This window comes from Streptomyces sp. JLSY215 (assembly GCF_059682825.1).
The window spans coordinates 1,945,144-1,963,286 of record NZ_CM185022.1 but is presented as its reverse complement, the minus strand read 5'-3'; the positions used below and the strand labels follow the sequence as shown (position 1 = coordinate 1,963,286).

17 protein-coding genes and 1 pseudogene are annotated in these 18,143 nt (G+C 71.3%); 10 read left to right on the top strand and 8 right to left on the bottom strand.

Annotated elements, in window-relative coordinates; all coding sequences use genetic code 11:
• Positions 1-38: 38 nt before the first annotated feature.
• Positions 39-515, top strand: a complete 477-nt coding sequence (locus AC5677_RS08835; protein WP_497194463.1) for an Lrp/AsnC family transcriptional regulator — start codon at positions 39-41, stop codon at positions 513-515.
• Between the two features lie 114 nt (positions 516-629).
• On the opposite strand, the gene AC5677_RS08830 is transcribed toward AC5677_RS08835, so the two are convergent.
• Positions 630-1,703, bottom strand: a complete 1,074-nt coding sequence (locus tag AC5677_RS08830) for a lytic polysaccharide monooxygenase auxiliary activity family 9 protein (protein ID WP_497194462.1) — start codon at positions 1,701-1,703, stop codon at positions 630-632.
• Between the two features lie 406 nt (positions 1,704-2,109).
• On the opposite strand from AC5677_RS08830, the gene AC5677_RS08825 reads away from it, so the two are divergent.
• Entirely contained in the window at positions 2,110-2,715 is a 606-nt protein-coding gene (locus AC5677_RS08825; RefSeq protein ID WP_497194461.1) for a hypothetical protein, read from the top strand.
• A gap of 1,143 nt (positions 2,716-3,858) precedes the next feature.
• On the opposite strand, the gene AC5677_RS08820 is transcribed toward AC5677_RS08825, so the two are convergent.
• Positions 3,859-4,083, bottom strand: coding sequence for a cold-shock protein (locus AC5677_RS08820; protein WP_497194460.1), 225 nt, complete (start codon positions 4,081-4,083; stop codon positions 3,859-3,861).
• Between the two features lie 64 nt (positions 4,084-4,147).
• Here AC5677_RS08820 and AC5677_RS08815 point away from each other — a divergent pair, with 64 nt between their 5' ends.
• The 5 genes from AC5677_RS08815 (at position 4,148) to AC5677_RS08795 (ending at position 10,894) form a co-directional block, all read left to right on the top strand.
• Complete coding sequence (locus tag AC5677_RS08815) at positions 4,148-4,789, top strand: class I SAM-dependent methyltransferase (protein WP_497194459.1); 642 nt, start codon at positions 4,148-4,150, stop codon at positions 4,787-4,789.
• A gap of 247 nt (positions 4,790-5,036) precedes the next feature.
• Complete coding sequence (gene asnB / locus AC5677_RS08810; protein ID WP_497194458.1) at positions 5,037-6,887, top strand: asparagine synthase (glutamine-hydrolyzing); 1,851 nt, start codon at positions 5,037-5,039, stop codon at positions 6,885-6,887.
• Between the two features lie 105 nt (positions 6,888-6,992).
• Positions 6,993-7,382: a GntR family transcriptional regulator gene (locus AC5677_RS08805; protein ID WP_497194457.1), complete on the top strand. Its 390-nt coding sequence runs from the start codon at positions 6,993-6,995 to the stop codon at positions 7,380-7,382.
• Positions 7,383-7,423: 41 nt separating this feature from the next.
• The gene (gene ddaH / locus AC5677_RS08800) at positions 7,424-8,200 is read left to right on the top strand and encodes a dimethylargininase (RefSeq protein WP_497194456.1); all 777 of its coding nucleotides are present in this window, start codon (positions 7,424-7,426) and stop codon (positions 8,198-8,200) included.
• Positions 8,201-8,479: 279 nt separating this feature from the next.
• Positions 8,480-10,894, top strand: a complete 2,415-nt coding sequence (locus AC5677_RS08795) for an ATP-binding cassette domain-containing protein (protein ID WP_497194455.1) — start codon at positions 8,480-8,482, stop codon at positions 10,892-10,894.
• Positions 10,895-10,976: 82 nt separating this feature from the next.
• Here AC5677_RS08795 and AC5677_RS08790 read toward each other — a convergent pair whose 3' ends face one another.
• Both AC5677_RS08790 and AC5677_RS08785 read right to left on the bottom strand, forming a co-directional pair.
• On the bottom strand, positions 10,977-11,705 hold the full coding sequence (locus tag AC5677_RS08790) for a hypothetical protein (protein ID WP_497194454.1): 729 nt from the start codon (positions 11,703-11,705) through the stop codon (positions 10,977-10,979).
• Positions 11,706-11,848: 143 nt separating this feature from the next.
• On the bottom strand, positions 11,849-12,976 hold the full coding sequence (locus tag AC5677_RS08785) for a DUF5925 domain-containing protein (RefSeq protein WP_497194453.1): 1,128 nt from the start codon (positions 12,974-12,976) through the stop codon (positions 11,849-11,851).
• A gap of 227 nt (positions 12,977-13,203) precedes the next feature.
• Here AC5677_RS08785 and AC5677_RS08780 point away from each other — a divergent pair, with 227 nt between their 5' ends.
• Positions 13,204-13,911: a YoaK family protein gene (locus AC5677_RS08780; RefSeq protein WP_497194452.1), complete on the top strand. Its 708-nt coding sequence runs from the start codon at positions 13,204-13,206 to the stop codon at positions 13,909-13,911.
• 45 nt (positions 13,912-13,956) lie between these two features.
• On the opposite strand, the gene AC5677_RS08775 is transcribed toward AC5677_RS08780, so the two are convergent.
• The gene (locus AC5677_RS08775; RefSeq protein ID WP_497194451.1) at positions 13,957-15,210 is read right to left on the bottom strand and encodes a S8 family peptidase; all 1,254 of its coding nucleotides are present in this window, start codon (positions 15,208-15,210) and stop codon (positions 13,957-13,959) included.
• Positions 15,211-15,622: 412 nt separating this feature from the next.
• Here AC5677_RS08775 and AC5677_RS08770 point away from each other — a divergent pair, with 412 nt between their 5' ends.
• Both AC5677_RS08770 and AC5677_RS08765 read left to right on the top strand, forming a co-directional pair.
• Positions 15,623-16,429, top strand: coding sequence for an SGNH/GDSL hydrolase family protein (locus AC5677_RS08770; protein ID WP_497194450.1), 807 nt, complete (start codon positions 15,623-15,625; stop codon positions 16,427-16,429).
• Between the two features lie 260 nt (positions 16,430-16,689).
• Complete coding sequence (locus AC5677_RS08765) at positions 16,690-16,953, top strand: hypothetical protein (protein WP_497194449.1); 264 nt, start codon at positions 16,690-16,692, stop codon at positions 16,951-16,953.
• Between the two features lie 229 nt (positions 16,954-17,182).
• Here the strand turns inward: AC5677_RS08765 and AC5677_RS08760 are convergent, their stop codons facing one another.
• The 3 genes and pseudogenes from AC5677_RS08760 to AC5677_RS08750 form a co-directional block, all read right to left on the bottom strand.
• A complete protein-coding gene (locus AC5677_RS08760; protein WP_497194448.1) occupies positions 17,183-17,509 on the bottom strand; it encodes a hypothetical protein in 327 nt (108 codons plus the stop codon).
• On the bottom strand, positions 17,443-17,703 hold the full coding sequence (locus tag AC5677_RS08755; RefSeq protein ID WP_497196968.1) for a hypothetical protein: 261 nt from the start codon (positions 17,701-17,703) through the stop codon (positions 17,443-17,445). Before AC5677_RS08755 ends, AC5677_RS08760 begins: the two co-directional genes overlap by 67 nt.
• Before the next feature lie 32 nt (positions 17,704-17,735).
• A pseudogene (locus AC5677_RS08750) lies at positions 17,736-18,128 on the bottom strand (ATP-binding cassette domain-containing protein); the annotation flags it as partial.
• Positions 18,129-18,143: the final 15 nt, after the last annotated feature.

The following is an 18,143-nucleotide window of genomic DNA, read 5'->3' as shown; positions in this document are numbered from 1 at the left end:
GTCGAACGAAATTCGGTGCAGCCCGCACCATGGACACCATGGACGACATTGATTCGGCGATTGTCCGCGAACTGCAGCGCGATGCACGGCAGACCAACCGCGAACTGGCCCGCAAGCTGAACATCGCCCCCTCCACCTGCCTGGAGCGGGTCCGCGCGCTCCGCGCCCGCGGCGTGATCACCGGCTACCGCGCGACGGTGGACCTGCGCGCCCTCAACCGCCCCGTACAGGCCCTGCTCAGCATCCGCATCCGCCCGCTGAACCGCGAACTCATCGAGCGCTTCAAGGCGTTCCTGGTCTCCCTGCCCGAGGTGCTCAACGTCTATGTCGTGGCGGGCGGCGACGACTTCCAGGTCCATGTCGCCGTACCGGACGTCGACCGGCTGCACGGGCTGCTGATGGACGAGATCTTCAAGCGCCGCGAGGTGGTCGACTGCCGTAGCTCGGTGATCTATCAGCATGTCGCCAACGACATCATCGGGCCGCTGCCGCCCCAGGGTCCGGGCGGGGCATGACGGTGCGGCGCCGCCCCCTGCGAGGTGGGGCGGGGGCGGCGCCGCGGGGCGCCGGGGACCGTCGCAGTGGGCCCCGGCGCGCGTGCCGCCGGCCGGCGGACCGGCGGCACGGGATCAGCCGCGCCGGGCTGCCTTGCGGCGGGTGGTGGCGAACAGGAGCGCGGCGCCCGCGGCCAGGACGGCGGCGCCGCCGATCGCGACCGGCGCGGTCGAGGCGTCCCCGCCGGTCTCGGCCAGCCGCGTGCCGTCGGCCGGGCGGGCGGCGCCGTCGGGGTGCGCACCACCGGGGTGCGTGCCACCGCCCTGGGCGCCACTGCTCTGGGCACCACTGCCCTGGGCGGCGTCGCCCGGCGCGTGGCCGTCCGACGGGGCCGCGTCGGTGTGCGCGGCGCCCGCGCCATGGCCGTGATGGCTCATGTCCATCGACGACTTGTCCGCCCCGGCCGCGATCTGGGAGTCCGTCGGCGCGGACGCGGTCGGCGCGGGTGCGGCGGCGGAACCGGCCCCGCGCCCGCTGTCCTTCCCGAACACCACGTCGGAGCAGGTGTAGAACGCCTCCGGGCTGTCCGAGCGCTGCCAGATGCTGTAGATCAGATGACGCCCGGACCGCTGCGGCACCTTCCCGTCGAAGACGTACTCGCCGTTCGTCAGCGTCGGGTCGGTCACCTTCACGAACGGCTTGGCCTCCAGGTCCGACCACTTCAGCGGCTTGGTCGGGTCATAGCCTGCCTTGGTGAGGTACAGCTCGAAGGAGCCCTTGTGCGGGGCGGTGGCCTTGTAGTGGAAGGTGCGGTTGCCGGCCCGCATCGCGGACGACGGCCAGTCGGCACGCGGCAGATCCAGCCCCTTGTACTTGTCGTCGCCGCCGCTGCACAGCTTCCCGTCCGGGATCTTCGTCTTCGACCGGCCGCCGGCGTTGCCGTCCCGCACCGCGTTCCAGTCGTAGAAGGCCTGTGCGCCACTTGCCTGCACGGCGGCCTTGCACGCCGCGGACTTGGGGCTCTCGGGCCCCTCCGCGTAGCACGCCGAGACGCGGCTGACGGGGTCCGACATCGAACCGTGCGCCGCGGCCGGAGTCGCGCTCACGACGGTGAGCGCGAGCGGCGCGAGGCCGGCCAGCGCGATCCCGGTGGCCTTGCGACTGGCCTTGCGACGGGCCGTGGGACGGGCCGTGCGACGAGCGGTCATCGTGGGGGTCTCCTTCATCAGGTACGTCGAGCGGGGAGGGCGGCAAGACGGGCCGTGGGGGGTCGGGACACATACCCTGCGCCGTCCCCCGGTGTACGGCGCAGACGGCACGCAGCCCCGCCTTGCGAGAAGCACGCTAGCCCCGCTGAACAGCGAATTTGAGGGCCGAAGGCCGATCCTGGAGATCCTTATGGTCGCTTTAAGGAAGGGCTAAGCGGGGGCACAGGAAGGCTCCCCCAAACCGGGCATCCTGAGCCGGAGTTGCCTGAGCTGGAGTTGCCCCACTGTCCGTCCGGGTCTCCTCCTGCGCCCCCTTTGCGTACTTGCATGCCTCCCCCCGCACACCGCACGGTGGTGCGCATGCTGCTCTGGCACTTGGTGCCCGGAGGGGAAGGGCGGTGAGGACGTGACCACGTTGACGCCATGGGCACGGGAGACGTTTGCCAACCTGGCCGGTCCGCTGGTCGAAGCCATCCCTGCATGCCTGGCACGAGCACACGATAGGGCGCGGAACGGCCATCAGGGCGTGCACACTCAAACGCTTGAGGCATACGGACACGGTCTGCACGCTGTCCAGTTCGAGGAACTGTCCACCGGCCTCGAGCATCTGGCCGGTGCCACGGCCGTACGCCTCCAGGGCCGAACCGTCATGATCGTCGCTGATCATGTGATCTACCCGATCCGCTACGCCAAGACGGACGTGCCGGTCACCGCCGCGCGATTGCGCCGTGCAGCCGGCCTGCGCGCCGATCTGATCCGCCGCCACGGACCGGATCCCATGCAGGGCGAACTGGACCTGGGCCTCGAAGACATCGAAGAGCCAGAGGTGCACCGCGACTTGGGGCAACTACCTCCCGACGTCGGACTGGTACTCGTCGCCTACGCCTGCTCCATGGACCGAGGGGTGATGCGGCTCGAGTGGGGCACCGCGGAACTCCGCCGCGAGGACCGATACCTGATCTGGCACCATCACGAGCCGCTGCACGTCCCCGATCAGCGCCATTCCGCCTGAGCCGGTGCCCGATGCCACGACTGCCACGACGCATCTTCGCCGGCGGCCGACTCGGAGGCCCCGGAGCCGGCCTGTCCGAACCGCCCCTGCGGCGCCCCGGTCACCGCAATACACGTTCGATCCGAGTCCGCTCCGGCCGCTGCCGCCGATTGGTTGCGACGGCCGGACGGAGGCGCTGGTGTACGCCTCCGTCCGGCGTTGTCGGTACCGCGCTGCCATGCCGCGCCGCTTGTCACCCGTCGCGCGCCGGTTGCGTCATGCTCCACGCCTGCCATCATTCGCGGACTTGCCAATCATCGCCCATGCTGGTAATAGGGCGCCCTTGGCTTCAGGAACTGGTCGTCCTGAGAGGGGACCGGGCCGGGGCACCGGAGAGGTAGTGAGTCATGCGCACACGACGACTGCTCGGCCTCGCTCTTGCCACCGCAACCCTCGCTGGCGTGAGCGCCATTGGTGCCGCCGCCCAGGCAGCGACATCCCCGACCCTCACGCAACAGGAGTGCACGGCTCAGGGTGGAACGGTCAGAAGTACCCCCTACGCCGGATACTCATGCGTGCTGCCCGACGGGAGCACGGTAAGGATCAGCTGATCGCGGTCGGTGGAGCGGCTTTGAACTGGAGTCGCTTCGGCGCGAGTGATCAGGGCCCATTCCGCCGGCCCGCGGATCGGGCAGGCTTGAACCGGCAGAGAACTGCCTGCCCGGGGAGGAGGTGTGGTCGCCTGCCCATCGGCAGATGCTAGCCGTCCAAAGCGCTGTGGCTGCCCCTTTGTCTGCCTTCGCTGTATGCGCTGCCCGTGTACCAGTCGTCGTCATGGACGGGCTTGACGCGGCAACGGCTGTGGAACCCGAGAACGCTCTCCGGGTGGCGACAGCCTCTCGGTCCCCGGATGCGTCGCGTATCGGCTGAAGGGTCCACTCTGTGGGCGGCGTTGCGTCGGCCGTCCAGGGATGGTCCAGGCCGCCAGGTGTGGACCACCGCGTCAGGAGTTCGGCCAACCGGGCGCCACGGCATGCGGCATGTGAGGACTCAAGGGCACGGCGGACTGTGGGGACCACGGGCGTGCACCGCTGTTGATGTCCGCTGTGGATGTTCGCTGTTGGTGCCAGGTGTTCGTGTCAGGTGTGGATGTGGGTGTGGGGGTCAGGCGGACCGAGGCACGATGGTCACCGCTCGGTAGTCGTACCCGTCCTGTTGGAAGCCCGGGGCTTCCCATGTGAGGTCGACCTGCTGTCCGGGCGACAGCGTGCGGAAGCCGGGCATCCGGATGTCGGAGAAGTGGCCGAAGCAGCCGCCCGGTGTCTCGGGGGAGTCGAGCACGCCCCACCCTTCCTCGTCGTGCCACTCGCGGACGGTCGCAGTTGCCATGGGGAAAGGCTACGGGCCGCCCGCTCGGCCCGGCGTTGTCAGTGCGTCCTGTCACCATCGGGACATGAGCATCGAGCAGCCCGCCGACCGGCCCGAACCTCCCCTGCCCGCCGCCGACGCCGCCTACTGGGAAGCCGCCGCCGAGCGCTTCGACGACGAGCCCGACCACGGCCTGCGCGATCCCGGGGTGCGTGCCGCCTGGGCCGCCCGGCTGCGGTCCTGGCTGCCGTCCGGGCCCGCCCGGATACTCGACCTCGGCTGCGGGACGGGAAGCCTGGCGCTGCTCGCCGCCGAGCAGGGGCACCGGGTCACCGGAATCGACCGCTCGCCCGCCATGATCGCGCGGGCGCGCGCCAAGCTCGCGGGGCGCGCGGACGGCCTCCTGGTCGGGGATGCCGCCGAACCTCCCGTGGGGGAGCGGCGGTTCGATGCGGTCCTGGTGCGGCATCTTCTGTGGGCGTTGCCCGATCCGGCGGCCGCCTTGCGCCGTTGGGCCGGGCTGCTCGTGCCCGGAGGGCGTCTGGTGCTGGTCGAGGGCCGCTGGGGGGAGGTCGATCCGATGGGGATAGCCGCCGACGAACTGACCCGCCTCGTGGCCCCGTTGGCCGGCCGTACGCGGCTGGAGCGGCTGTCCCGCGACGCCGCCCTGTGGGGCAAGGAGGTGACGGACGAGCGGTATGCGCTGATCGTCGAGGCTTTGCCGTGAGGGGTTCCGGTCCGTGGGGTGGCCGCCGTGGATGGTGTGCCCCAGATGCGGATTTACCTCTCCTTTTCCTAGGTCAGGCCGGTGATTTGCCATCGCTTTTCCGTAATACGGCGCCCGTGTGGCTCATTCCGGACGGTCGTCCTACGCTATAGGTGGCCTCTGCAACTATCTGGGCGTACGGTGACGGCCGCGGGTCGCCGCCCCGATGCGCAGGCCCGCCGCCCAGGCAAGGAGAGGAGCCGCGCGCATGTGCGGAATCACCGGATGGATCTCCTACGACCATGATCTGACCACCCAGCGCCCCACGCTCGAAGCGATGACCGCGACCATGGCCTGCCGCGGCCCGGACGCCGCCGGCATCTGGCTCGACACGACCGCCGCGTTCGGCCACCGCCGCCTCGCCGTCATCGACCTCGACGGCGGCAAGCAGCCCATGGCCGTCGAGCGCGACGGCCGCACCGTGCTCGTCACCACCTACAGCGGCGAGGTCTACAACTACCGTGAGCTGCGTGCCGAGTTGACGCAGCTGGGGCACACCTTCCGCACCAGCAGCGACACCGAGGTCGTCCTGCACGCCTACCTCGAATGGGGCGAGGCGTTCGCCGAGCGTCTCAACGGCATGTACGCCTTCGCCCTCTGGGACCCGCGTACCGAACGCCTCCTGCTGATACGCGACCGGATGGGCATCAAGCCGCTCTACTACCACCCCACCCCCGACGGCGTGCTCTTCGGCTCCGAGCCCAAGGCCATCCTCGCCCACCCCTCCGTACGGCCCACCGTCGACGCCGAGGGCCTCGCCGAGCTGATCACCTTCACCAAGACTCCCGGCCATGCCGTCTACAAGGGCATGCACGAGGTGCGCCCCGGCCATATCGTCCGGGTGGGCCGCGGCGGCGTCACGGTCAAGCGCTACTGGTCCCTCGAGGCCCGCGAGCACACCGACGGCCTCGACACCACCGTCGCCCGGATCCGCGAACTCCTCGACGACATCGTCGCCCGCCAGCTGATCGCCGATGTGCCGCTGTGCACCCTGCTCTCCGGCGGCCTGGACTCGTCCGCCATCACCGCGCTCGCCGCCAAGGCGCTGGCCGCCCAGGGCGGCGGCCCGGTGCGCTCCTTCGCCGTCGACTTCACCGGCTACACCGAGAACTTCACCCCCGACGATCTGCGCGGCACCCCCGACGGGCCGTACGCGCACGCCCTGGCCGAGCACGTACGCTCCGACCACCGCGACATCGTCCTGGACACCGCCGCCCTGATGGACCCCGGACACCGCGCCGCCGTCCTGGCCGCCCGTGACCTGCCCAACGGCTTCGGCGACGGCGACACCTCCCTCTACCTCCTCTTCAAGGCCGTCCGCGAACGCTCCACGGTCGCCCTCTCCGGGGAGTCCGCCGACGAGGTCTTTGGCGGCTACCGCTGGTTCCACGACCCCGAGTCCGTGCACGCCGACACCTTCCCCTGGATCGCCGCGGGCCTGTCGGAACGCTTCGCAGGCGGCAAGGCCTCCCGCCAGGCACTGCTGGACCGGGCCCTGCTCACCAAGCTCGACCTGCGCGGATACCAGGACCGCCGCTACCGCGAGGCGCTCGCCGAAGTCCCCTACCTGGACAGCGACACCGGACTCCAGCGCCGGATGCGCGAGATCAGCTACCTCCATCTGACCCGCTTCGTGCAGATACTCCTCGACCGCAAGGACCGGGCCAGCATGGCCGTGGGACTGGAGGTCCGCGTCCCCTTCTGCGACCACCGCCTCGTCGACTACGTCTTCAACACCCCTTGGTCCATGAAGACGTTCGACGGCCGCGAGAAGTCCCTGCTGCGCGCCGCCACCCGCGACGTCCTGCCCGACCTGGTCGCCGACCGGGTCAAGAGCCCCTACCCCAGCACCCAGGACCCGCGCTACAAGGAGGCGCTGCGCGACGAGTTGCGGAATCTGAGCGGCGACCGCAACGCCCCCGTACGCCCCCTGCTGGACTCCGGCGCCCTCGCGGAGGCCACCGCCGCCGGCGCCACCAATGACGTCCGTGCGGGCGCCGAACTCGTCCTCGGCATGAACACCTGGCTGCGGACGACGGGCACCACCCTCGAGCTGTAGCCCCGGGCAGCCGTCCCGAAAGGCTACCGCCGCGAATCCGGCACGGCGGCCGCTCCTGGCGCACAATGGGTCCCCCGCCCCACCATCAGCACCAGGAGCGCCACCGTGTCCCCGCAGACCCTCACGATCACCATCGATCCGGACGCGGCCGACGCGCCATTCGAGCAGGTACGCACCCGGATCGCCGATCTGGCCCGGGACGGCGGCCTCCCGGTCGGCTACAAACTCCCCACCGTCCGCGGACTCGCCGAAGACCTCGGCCTCGCCGCCAACACCGTCGCCAAGGCCTACCGCGCCCTGGAGTCCGACGGCGTGATCGAGACCCGCGGCCGCAACGGCAGCTTCATCGCGGCGGCCGGCGACGCCGCGGACAAGGAGATCGCCGGGGCCGCCGAGACCTACGCGCGCCGCGCCAAGCGCCTCGGCCTGGACCGCGCCGCCGCCCTCGCCGCCGTCCAGGACGCGCTGTCCGCGACCTACGGTCCGCAGGCCTGACCCGACGGCATCCGCCCGCCCCGGCCCGAAGGAGTCCCCGCATGCCCGGCCCACAGGCCCTCGTCCGCCGCCCCGGCCCACGCATCGCCGAAGGCCTGGTCACCCATATCGACCGTCGGCCGGTGGATCCCGCACGCGCCCTGAGCCAGTGGGAGGGGTACGTCCGGGCGCTGCACGACCACGGCTGGCGGACCACCGAGGTGGCACCCGCCGACGACTGCCCGGACGCGGTGTTCATCGAGGACACCATGGTCGTCTTCCGCGGGGCCGCGCTGATCGCCCGCCCCGGCGCGGAACCCCGCCGCCCCGAGACCCCCGCCGCCCGCGCTGCGGCCGAGGCGCTGGGCTGCACGGTCACCGAGATCCGGGCCCCCGGCACGCTCGACGGCGGCGACATCCTGAAGATCGGCGACACCGTCTACGTCGGCCGCGGCGGCCGCACCAACGCCGAGGGGGTACGCCAGCTCCGCGCCGCCTTCGAGCCGTTGGGCGCCCGCGTCATCGCCGTACCGGTCAGCCGCGTCCTGCATCTGAAGTCCGCGGTCACGGCCCTGCCGGACGGCACCGTCATCGGCTACCCGCCGCTGGTCGACGACCCCGCCGTCTTCCCGGCCTTCCGCCCCGTCCCCGAGGAGGCCGGCGCCCATGTCGTCCTCCTGGGCGGCGACACGCTCCTGATGGCCGCCTCCGCCCCCAGGACCGCGGAACTCCTCGCCGGCCTGGGATACCGGCCGGTCCCCGTGGACATCGGCGAATTCGAGAAACTGGAGGGCTGCGTGACCTGCCTGTCGGTGCGCCTGCGCGACCTTCCCGCGTAACCCGCGGCCGGTACGCAACGGGGCACCCCCGGCGCCGCCCGACCGCGTGCGGCGGAACGGGGCACCGGACCGGTCAGGAATGAACAGGAATGAAGAAGCGCGGTCACCGGGCCGCGCCTAATCTGACCGGCATGGACCGGCGACGGACGCCCGGTGGCCACCGCCACCGTGCCCGGAGGCGACATCCCCGAGCCGCTCGAGATGCCCACCGGGCCGGACCGCACCGGGCGACACCGACAAGGACCGCGCAGGCGGCCCCGCCCCACCGAGGGAGACACGATGAGCAAGTCGACGAGGACGGATCCGCGGACGGATCCGCAGCCGGCCGCGGCGCACCCCGCCGACAGCCACGATCTGATCCGCGTACACGGCGCCCGTGAGAACAACCTCAAGGACGTCAGCATCGAGATCCCCAAGCGCCGGCTGACGGTGTTCACCGGCGTCTCCGGCTCGGGCAAGAGCTCGCTGGTGTTCGACACGATCGCCGCGGAGTCGCAGCGGCTGATCAACGAGACCTACAGCGCGTTCGTCCAGGGCTTCATGCCGACGCTGGCCCGGCCCGAGGTCGACGTGCTCGACGGGCTGACCACCGCGATCATCGTCGACCAGCAGCGGATGGGCGCCGACCCCCGCTCCACCGTCGGCACCGCCACCGACGCCAACGCCATGCTGCGCATCCTCTTCAGCCGGCTCGGCACGCCGCATGTCGGCCCGCCCGGCGCGTTCGCCTTCAACGTCCCCTCGGTCTCGGCGTCCGGCGCGATCAAGGTGGAGCGCGGCGCCAAGAAGGCGGAGAAGGTCAGCTTCAAGAAGGTCGGCGGCATGTGTCCGCGCTGCGAGGGCCGGGGTGCGGTCTCCGAGCTCGACCTGACGCAGCTGTACGACGACACCAAGTCGATCAACGAGGGCGCCTTCACCGTTCCCGGCTACACCGGAGGCGGCTGGAACTCCCGGCTGTACGCGGAGTCCGGCTTCTTCGACCCGGACAAGCCGATCCGCAGGTTCACGAAGAAGGAACTGCACGACCTGCTGCACCGCGAGCCGACCCGGATGAAGATCGCGGGCATCAACATGACCTACGAGGGTCTGATCCCGCGCCTCCAGAAGTCGATGCTGTCCAAGGACAAGGAGGCGATGCAGCCGCACATCCGGGCGTTCGTGGAGCGCGCGGTCGCCTTCGCCACCTGCCCCGACTGCGACGGCACCCGCCTCGCCGAGCACGCCCGGTCCTCGAAGATCAAGAAGATCTCCATCGCCGACGCCTGCGCGATGCAGATCAGCGACCTGGCCGACTGGGTCCGCGGCCTCGACGAACCGTCGGTGGCGCCGCTGCTCGCCGCCCTTCACCACACCCTCGACTCGTTCGTGGAGATCGGTCTCGGCTACCTCTCGCTCGACCGGCCGGCGGGCACGCTGTCGGGCGGCGAGGCCCAGCGCGTCAAGATGATCCGCCACCTCGGCTCCTCGCTCACCGACACCACCTACGTCTTCGACGAGCCCACCATCGGCCTGCACCCGCACGACATCCAGCGGATGAACGACCTGCTGTTGCGGCTGCGGGACAAGGGCAACACCGTGCTCGTCGTGGAGCACAAGCCGGAGACGATCGCGATCGCCGACCACGTCGTCGACCTCGGCCCCGGCGCCGGTACGGCGGGCGGCACCGTCTGCTTCGAGGGCACCGTCGAGGGGCTGCGGACCGGCGGCACCCTCACCGGCCGCCACTTCGACGACCGGGCCACCCTCAAGGAGACGGTGCGCAAGCCCACCGGGGCGCTGGAGATCCGCGGCGCGACGACGCACAACCTGCGGGGCGTCGACGTCGACATCCCGCTCGGCGTGCTCGCCGTCGTCACCGGCGTCGCCGGTTCCGGCAAGAGCTCGCTGGTGCACGGGTCGCTGGCCGATGGCAGCGCACCGGACGGGGCGCCCGTGGTGTCGATCGACCAGAGCGCGATCCGCGGCTCCAGGCGGAGCAACCCGGCGACGTACACCGGGCTGCTCGACCCCATCCGCAAGGCGTTCGCCAAGGCCAACGGCGTGAAGCCGGCGCTGTTCAGCGCCAACTCCGAGGGCGCCTGCCCCACTTGCAACGGCGCCGGCGTCCTCTACACCGACCTGGCGATGATGGCCGGCGTCGCCACCACCTGTGAGGACTGCGACGGCAAGCGGTTCCAGTCGGCGGTCCTCGAATACCGCCTCGGCGGCCGCGACATCAGCGAGGTGCTCGCGATGTCGGTGACCGAGGCCGAGGAGTTCTTCGGCGACGGTGAGGCGCGGATGCCGGCCGCGCACCGCATCCTGGTCCGGCTCGCCGACGTCGGGCTCGGCTACCTCACCCTCGGCCAGCCGCTCACCACGCTGTCCGGCGGCGAACGGCAGCGGCTCAAGCTGGCCACCCACATGACCGAGAAGGGCGGCGTCTACCTCCTCGACGAGCCGACCGCCGGGCTCCATCTCGCCGACGTCGAGCAGCTGCTCGGTCTGCTCGACCGGCTCGTCGACGCGGGCAAGTCGGTCATCGTCATCGAGCACCACCAGGCGGTCATGGCGCATGCCGACTGGATCATCGACCTCGGACCGGGCGCCGGCCACGACGGCGGCCGGATCGTCTTCGAGGGCACCCCCGCCGACCTCGTCGCGGCCCGTTCCACCCTCACCGGCGAGCACCTCGCGGCCTACGTCGGGGCCTGACCGCGTCCCCCACCCGCGGTACGCAGGGAGAGTTCCGGGCCGGTCGGGCGGCAGCGCCGCGTTCCCACCGGCCCGGGGCCGCCTACCGGCCCTCGTCCCACGGCTTGCCGAGCCAGCCCTCATGGCTTTTGACCAGGGCGGCCAGGGCCGCGGTGACCCGCGGGTCCCAGCCCTCGGCCGCGGTGCTCACGGCGAAGTCCTCCCCGCCGCCGCCCCAGGTCAGCACCTCTTTCCCGGACGCCCTCCAGCGGATGGTGCGCGGCATCCGGGCGATGTCACCGCTGCCGCCGACGATGCTGCCGACGGCGATGGCCACCCACAGCGGAAACAGCAGCCACCACACGTACCACCAGAACAGATTGCCCTTGAAGCCGATGGCGTCCGGGCCGCCCGCCTGCTGGACGACCCAGCGCGATCTGCCGTGCCCGCCGCTCATCGCCCGGTCGTGAGTGATCAGCGCCAGGGATTCACCGGCGCCGGCCAGCACCTCGAAGACCGCGCTCTTCCCCTTCGTCGCCGACCTGGTCACGACGCGCGCCAGCAGCTGCCGGCGGGAGGTGTCCGTCCACAGGAGGAAGGCACGGGCGCCTTCCTTGCGCGCCGCGAGATAGGCGTCGCTGCCACCGGAGGACAGATCGCGCTCCAGATAGGCCAATGCCGACGGCCCTCCGTCACCGCCCGCCCCGGCCGCAGGGGCCGGTGCGGTGGAGCCGCTGATGCGTATCTTCCACCAGTGGCCCTCATCGTTTCCCGGCTCCGCCGATGTCCCGGTTTTCCGGCCCGCCCGCTGGAGCCATACCGTGGTGCTCAATCCGTTCCCCTCGTCGTACCGAGCCGTGCCGCGCCGTGCCGGGCAGTACCGAGCCGTGCCGCAGGCCCGTCGGTGTCCGGGAGCGGACTCTACCGACGCGGCCGGGCGCGATCACTTCGCGGCGGCGCCCTGGCCGGGCGGCGTCAGAGATACAGCCCCGCCTCCTTGCCCGCGTCCTGGGCCGGGACCGACGCGGGCCGGGTGCCGCGGCGCAGGGCGTACAGCTCGGCGAGGGAGGCGCCGTCGCGGCCGATGCCCTCTTCCGTGCCGAGCCAGTTGACCGCTTCCGTACGGGTCAGCGGGCCGACCTCGATACGGGCCAGACAGCGGCCGGGCCGGACCACCGCCGGGTGCATCCGCTCCAGGTCCTCGTTGGTGGTGACGCCGACGAGGACGTTGCGGCCCTGGCCGAGGAGACCGTCCGTCAGATTGAGCAGCCGGGACAGCGCCTGGCCCGCGGTGTGCTTGGCCTCGCCGCGGATCAGTTCGTCGCAGTCCTCCAGGAGCAGCAGCCGCCAGCGGCTCCGGCCGGTGCTGTCGTCCTCGCCGATGGCGATGTCCATGAGGTAGCCGACGTCGTTGAAGAGCCGCTCGGGGTCGAGGACGCAGTCCACCTGGCACCAGTCGCGCCAGGAGCGGGCCAGCGTGCGCAGCGCGGAGGTCTTGCCCGTGCCGGGCGGGCCGTGCAGCAGCAGGAGGCGGCCGGCGATCTCCTCGGGTGCGACCTTCATCAGCGCGTCCATCGCCGAGGCCACCGGCGCGGTGTAGTTGGGGCGGATCTCCTCCCAGGTGCCCGCCGTGATCTGCCGGGAGGTGCGGTACGGCCCGCGGCGCGGCGAGAAGTACCAGAAGCCCATCGCGACATCGTCCGGCTGCGGCTCCGGCTCGTCCTCCGCGCCGTCCGCCGACTGCCCCAGCACCTTCTCCGTCAGCTCGTCGGTGACGGCGGTGACCGCGATGTCCGCGCCGCGGTTCCAGCGGGAGATCAGCAGCGTGTAGCCGTCGCCCTCGGCGAGGGTCGCGCTGCGGTCGTCCTCGCGCGCCGAGCGCAGCACCCGCGCACCGGGCGGCAGCAGGCTGGCCCCCGGCTTCACCCGTTCCACCGAGCGGCTGCGGGCGTACGGCTGCTCGCCGTTGGCGAAGCGTCCCAGGAACAGCGCATCGACGACATCGGACGGGGAATCGCTGTCGTCCATGGTCAGACGGATCGCGAGGGACTTCTCGGCGGCGGACGGCGGCACGGCGGACGGCTGCACGTGATCGGCACACATGCCGCCATGATCCGCCAGACCGGCCCGCCGCGTACATGGAATAACCCGGCTGCTCCTGTCCGGTGTGCGGCGTCTTGGCCGAGAGCGTCCATGGGTGGCCGTGTTCGTCACGGCTGCGGTGGTGGCCCCGTGCTCGGGCGGGGCGCCCACAGACGGCGCAATGGCGGCGCTGCGCGGCGGCCGTCCGGACACTGTGAGGACGTGTCCGCCGGGAAGGAGCCGGGTCAGTGGAGCCGCCGAGCGGAACCGCGATGACGGTGATCATGGTGTGCCTCACCGTGGCCACCGGAGTACTCGACGCCGTCAGCTTTCTGGCGCTCGGTCATGTCTTCACCGCGACCCAGACCGGCAATCTGCTCTTCCTCGGCTTCGGTATCGCGCGGCAGGGCGGCCTGTCGGTCGTGACGACCGTGGTCTCGCTCGGTGCCTTCGCCCTCGGCGCGGCGCTCGGGGCGCGCGTGGAATCGACGCTGGCGGACCGGCGGCGGCCGTGGTTCCCGCTCGCGCTCGTCACCGAGGCCGCGCTGCTGGCCGCCGCGGCGGTGACCGCCTGGCAGCCCGGCACGACCGGGGACCTGACCCTCGGTCAGCGCTGCGCGGTCGTCGGTCTGATGGCGGTGGCGATGGGCATGCGGAACGTCACCGCCATACGGCTCGCTGTCCCCGACCTCACCACCACCGTGGAGACCCGGGCGATGACGGCGCTGGTCAGCGGGTCCGTGCTCGGCCGCGACAGAAGGCTGGGCTATGGCACGCACGCCGTCCCGCGCCGGCTGATGTCCGTCGGGTCGATGTTCGCGGGCGGCCTCCTCGGCGCCTGGCTGATCGGCCTGGGGACCCGTCCGTCGCTGGTGCTCCTGCTCGTCGCGGTGTCGGTCGCGGCCACCGCGCTGCTGGTGCCGGGGCTCGCGCGACGGCAGAACGGCGAGGAGTGAGCGACCGGCCCCGGGGCCCGGGGCCGGTCGACGGCGGACGGGGGATTACGGGACGAGCTTCAGCAGCTTGTTGGGCGATCCGGCGCCCGGATCGGTCACGACGCCCGCGGTGGCGCCGTTGGTCAGCGCCGTGGCGACCTGCGCCGGGGTGGCCGTCGGGTGCCCGGCCAGGTAGACGGCGACCGCACCGGTCACATGCGGGGTGGCCATCGAGGTGCCGGAGATGGTGTTGGTGGCGGTGTCGTTGGTGTTCCAGGCGCTGGTGATGGAGCTGCCGGGCGCGAAGAGGTCGATGCGGGAGCCGTAGTTGGAGTAGGAGGCGCGGGCGTCGGTGGCGGTGGTCGCGCCGACCGTGAGGGCCTCCGGGACCCGTGCGGGGGAGTAGTTCTGGGCGTTGGCCCCGGAATTGCCGGCGGCGATGGAGTACGTCACCCCGCTCGCGATGGAGTTCTGTACGGCCTTGTCCAGGGCCGCGTCCGCGCCACCGCCCAGCGACACATTCGCCACCGAGGGGCCCTTGTGGTTCTTGGTGACCCAGTCGATGCCCGCGACGACCTGGGCCGTGGTCCCGGAACCGGAGTTGTTCAGCACCCGCACCGCCACGATCTTCGCCTTCTTGGCGACGCCGTACGACGTGCCCGCCGCGTTCGCCGCGACATGGGTGCCGTGGCCGTTGCCGTCCTGCGCCACGTTGTCGTTGTCGACGGCGTCGTAGCCGTTGACCGCGCGTCCGCCGAAGTCCTGGTGGGAGATGCGGACGCCGGTGTCGATGACGTAGACGGTGGCGCCGCCGCCCGCGCTGTCGGGGTAGCTGTACTTCTTGTCGAGCGGCAGCTTGGCCTGGTCGATCCGGTCCAGGCCCCAGGACGGCGGGTTGGTCTGGGTGCCCAGGGCGTGCAGGGTGCGGTCCTGGAAGACCTGGTCGACGGCCGGGTCGGCGGCCAGTCGCCGTGCCTGGTCCGCGGTGAGGCGGGCCGCATAGCCGTTGAGCGCCGCGGTGTAGGTCCGCCGTACGGTGCCGCCGTACCCGGATATCAGGCTTCTGCCGTCCGCCGAGGCGGCCTTGAGGCCGGAGCCGCGCTTGAGTGTGACGAGGTAGCTGCCGTGCACCGCGTCCGCGGCGCCGGCGCCGACGACGGTGCCCCGGGCGGGCGCCGCATGGGCGGGGAAGGAAAGGGCACCGAGGGCCGCGACCGCCGTCGTCGCGGTGAGCGCCGCGGCGATCCGCAGCGTGGCCGAACGCCGCGGGGCGGCCGGGCCGGTGGTGGTACGGGGTGTGGTGGAACGCATCACTGCCATCGCGAGGGAGTCCTCCTCATCGGTGGCGCGCCGTGGTGCGCGCGCGGGGGGACGTACGGGGTCGTACGCCTTGGGCGGTGTCTGGGGATTTCTTGACCCGTTGTTGACCGTCCGTCAAAGAGGTTCGCGGGTCATGCGGGTGGACATCAAGACTTCTGCCGAGATGTCATGCGCGCGACACAGATGTCATGCGCCCGACACGGATGTCATGCGCCCGACATGGTGCGGCCATGGCGCGCCACGATCCGGCGCCGTGCGGCGCGACCGGGCAGGGGTCCGGCGAGGCCGGTGCGAATGGCGATATCTACGGCGAATCCGGTACGACTTTTCCCGAGCTTTGGCATGGACACTTCCGGTTACCCGCGGGTCCTGCTACCACGAATAAGGCAGAGATCCTGCTATGGGAGGTTCTATGAGACTGTCCCGACCGGCGGCCCTGGTGTCCGCCTTCCTTGTCACCACGGCGCTCGCGCTCACCGGCGCGAGCGCCGCCGCGTCCGCCCAACTCCCGCTCGCCACCGGCTATGTGGCCCTCGGCGACTCCTACTCCGCAGGCGTCGGAGCCGGCAGCTACGACAGTGGCAGCGGCTCCTGCAAGCGCAGCACCAAGGCCTACCCGGCCCTCTGGGCCGCCGCGCACTCGCCCTCGTCCTTCTCCTTCGCGGCCTGTTCCGGGGCCCGAACGGGTGATGTTCTCAACGGTCAGCTCGGCCCGCTCAACAGCTCCACCGCGCTGGTGAGCATCACCATCGGCGGCAACGACGCAGGCTTCGCCGACACCATGACGACCTGTGCGCTCCAGGGTGAGAGCGCCTGCCTGGCTCGCGTCGCCAAGGCCCGGCAGTACGTCGACAACACCCTGCCCGGTCAGCTCGACGGGGTGTACAACGCGATCAGCCAGAAGGCCCCGTCCGCGCGCGTCGTGGTCCTGGGCTATCCGCACTTCTACAAACTCAACGGCAGCTGCGTCGCCGGCCTCTCGGAGAAGTCCCGGGCCGCCATAAACGCCGCGGCCGACGACATCAACGGCGTCACCGCCAAGCGCGCCGCCGACCACGGCTTCACCTTCTCCGACGTCAACTCCACCTTCACCGGCCACGAACTGTGCTCCGGCAGCCCCTGGCTGCACAGCGTGACCTATCCCGTCGACGAGTCCTACCACCCCACCGCCGCCGGTCAGTCCAGCGGCTATCTCCCGGTGTTCGCCTCCGCTGCGTAACCGTCCGTACACGTGACGCCGAGGGGGAACCGCCCACCCGGGTCCTCCTCGTGCGTCCCGCAGGCCCGTCAGATGGCCTCCGATGGCCCGACGGGCAGTCAACTTGCCCTGATGGGTGCCCTGTAGGCGTCATTACGTATGGTGTTCGTCAACGTCAAGGCGAGACAGGTGAATCCGTTGACCGGTCTGCACGCGCGTCCTCCAAGAGAGATAGGGTTACCCTGCCCGTGCCGGGTGCCCTCGTCAGGGTGGGGAGAGTCATGGAACAGATAACAGTGCGGAGCAGGGCAAGAGTCCCTGCGATCAGTTGCGGAAGCGTCGCGTCCAGTACGCGTCTGGACCGCCATCTCGCGGTGCTGGGTGGCCCTGCCATACCGCAGCGCGAGACGGAGGGCGCGACGTCGCTGATGCGGGAGCTCACGGCCCGTGATCACTCCCGCACGAGGAAGAGCCGTGGTGCCAGGGTGTCGCTGTTCGCGCCGCTGCGCAGGCTGCGGCGTTCGCTGTTCGGCGGACACGGCTGACGCGTCCCTGAAGCGAGACCTCGGGCGACCACACCGTCCCGGCACAGCGTTGCGATTCACCACCCGTCAGGTACTGACCCGTCAGATCCTGATCCGTCAGGTACGGACCCGTCGGTTCCCGCGGGCGTCGCAGCGTGTCGGTGTGCTCGCCCAGGCACGCACCACCCGGCTCTTCCGCCACCACCCGTTCTTGTGACGGGTGGTTTTTTGTTGCTGTCTCCTTGCCGGCCTAGGGCCTGCCGCACGCCGAGCGGCGGACGCTGAGCGGGATCAGCAGGGCGAGGAGTACGGCCGACCGGAGCAGGGTTGCGGCGACGCGGTGCTGGAGGGGCCAGGCGGCGTCGCCGGCCGCCGCAGGCGCATTGCCGAACAGGTCGCGGCAGGCGGCGACGACCGAGCTGATCGGGTTCCAGTCGGCCAGGAAGCGCAGCCGGCCGGGCATGCCCTCGGTGGGCACATAGGTGTGGGAGACCATCGGCAGCATGAAGGTCAGGCTCGCGAGCTGGGCGGCCGTTTCCTCGTTCTTCGCCGGCAGGCCAGGTAGTACCCGAGCCACGCCGTCACCCAGCGGAAGAGCAGCAGCCCGAACGCACCCAGCGCCGCCCCCAGTCCCTCGCGGATCCGCCGGCCGACGGCCAGCCCGACCAGCGCCAGCGGTACCAGCCCGGCGGCGGCCACCAGGACATCGCAGACCGTCCCTCCGACGGGCACCGCGAGGCGGCTGATCGGCAGCGTACGGAAGCGGTCCATGACGCCGCGCCCCTGATCCTGGGCGGTGGAGGGCGTTCGAGGAGCTCATCGGCCCGGCGCACGGCCGCGGCGCCGAGCAGCCGGTGGAGCCGGCCGAACAGCCGGAGGTTCTCCCGGCCCGTCAGATCCCCGTCGACGGAGGCGTACTGGCCGGCGAGGCCGATGGCGCGGCGGACCGCGTGCGGTGCGCGGACGACGTCGTGGCCGGCGACGCGGGCGGTGCCGGCGGTGGGTGTGCTGAGCGTGGTCAGGATCCGCACGGCCGTGGTCTTGCCCGCGCCGTTGGGGCCGAGCAGTCCGCAGACGCTGCCCGCCGGTACCGCGAGATCGAGCCCGCGCAGCGCACGGACCTCGCCGAAGCGCTTCTCCAGACCTTCACTATGTACAGCGTACGTAGAAGGCGTAACGGCACCGTCGTACCGCACTACGTACGGTGTACG

What these genes read in the sequence shown, in the direction of transcription:
- AC5677_RS08815 (WP_497194459.1), top strand. Translation starts at nt 4,148, where the DNA reads ATGAGCATCGAGCAGCCCGCCGACCGGCCCGAACCTCCCCTGCCCGCC.
- AC5677_RS08775 (WP_497194451.1), bottom strand. Translation starts at nt 15,210, where the DNA reads ATGGCAGTGATGCGTTCCACCACACCCCGTACCACCACCGGCCCGGCC.
- AC5677_RS08830 (WP_497194462.1), bottom strand. Translation starts at nt 1,703, where the DNA reads ATGACCGCTCGTCGCACGGCCCGTCCCACGGCCCGTCGCAAGGCCAGT.
- AC5677_RS08755 (WP_497196968.1), bottom strand. Translation starts at nt 17,703, where the DNA reads ATGGACCGCTTCCGTACGCTGCCGATCAGCCGCCTCGCGGTGCCCGTC.
- AC5677_RS08835 (WP_497194463.1), top strand. Translation starts at nt 39, where the DNA reads ATGGACGACATTGATTCGGCGATTGTCCGCGAACTGCAGCGCGATGCA.
- asnB (WP_497194458.1), top strand. Translation starts at nt 5,037, where the DNA reads ATGTGCGGAATCACCGGATGGATCTCCTACGACCATGATCTGACCACC.
- AC5677_RS08820 (WP_497194460.1), bottom strand. Translation starts at nt 4,083, where the DNA reads ATGGCAACTGCGACCGTCCGCGAGTGGCACGACGAGGAAGGGTGGGGC.
- AC5677_RS08765 (WP_497194449.1), top strand. Translation starts at nt 16,690, where the DNA reads ATGGAACAGATAACAGTGCGGAGCAGGGCAAGAGTCCCTGCGATCAGT.
- AC5677_RS08785 (WP_497194453.1), bottom strand. Translation starts at nt 12,976, where the DNA reads ATGTGTGCCGATCACGTGCAGCCGTCCGCCGTGCCGCCGTCCGCCGCC.
- AC5677_RS08795 (WP_497194455.1), top strand. Translation starts at nt 8,480, where the DNA reads ATGAGCAAGTCGACGAGGACGGATCCGCGGACGGATCCGCAGCCGGCC.
- AC5677_RS08770 (WP_497194450.1), top strand. Translation starts at nt 15,623, where the DNA reads ATGAGACTGTCCCGACCGGCGGCCCTGGTGTCCGCCTTCCTTGTCACC.
- ddaH (WP_497194456.1), top strand. Translation starts at nt 7,424, where the DNA reads ATGCCCGGCCCACAGGCCCTCGTCCGCCGCCCCGGCCCACGCATCGCC.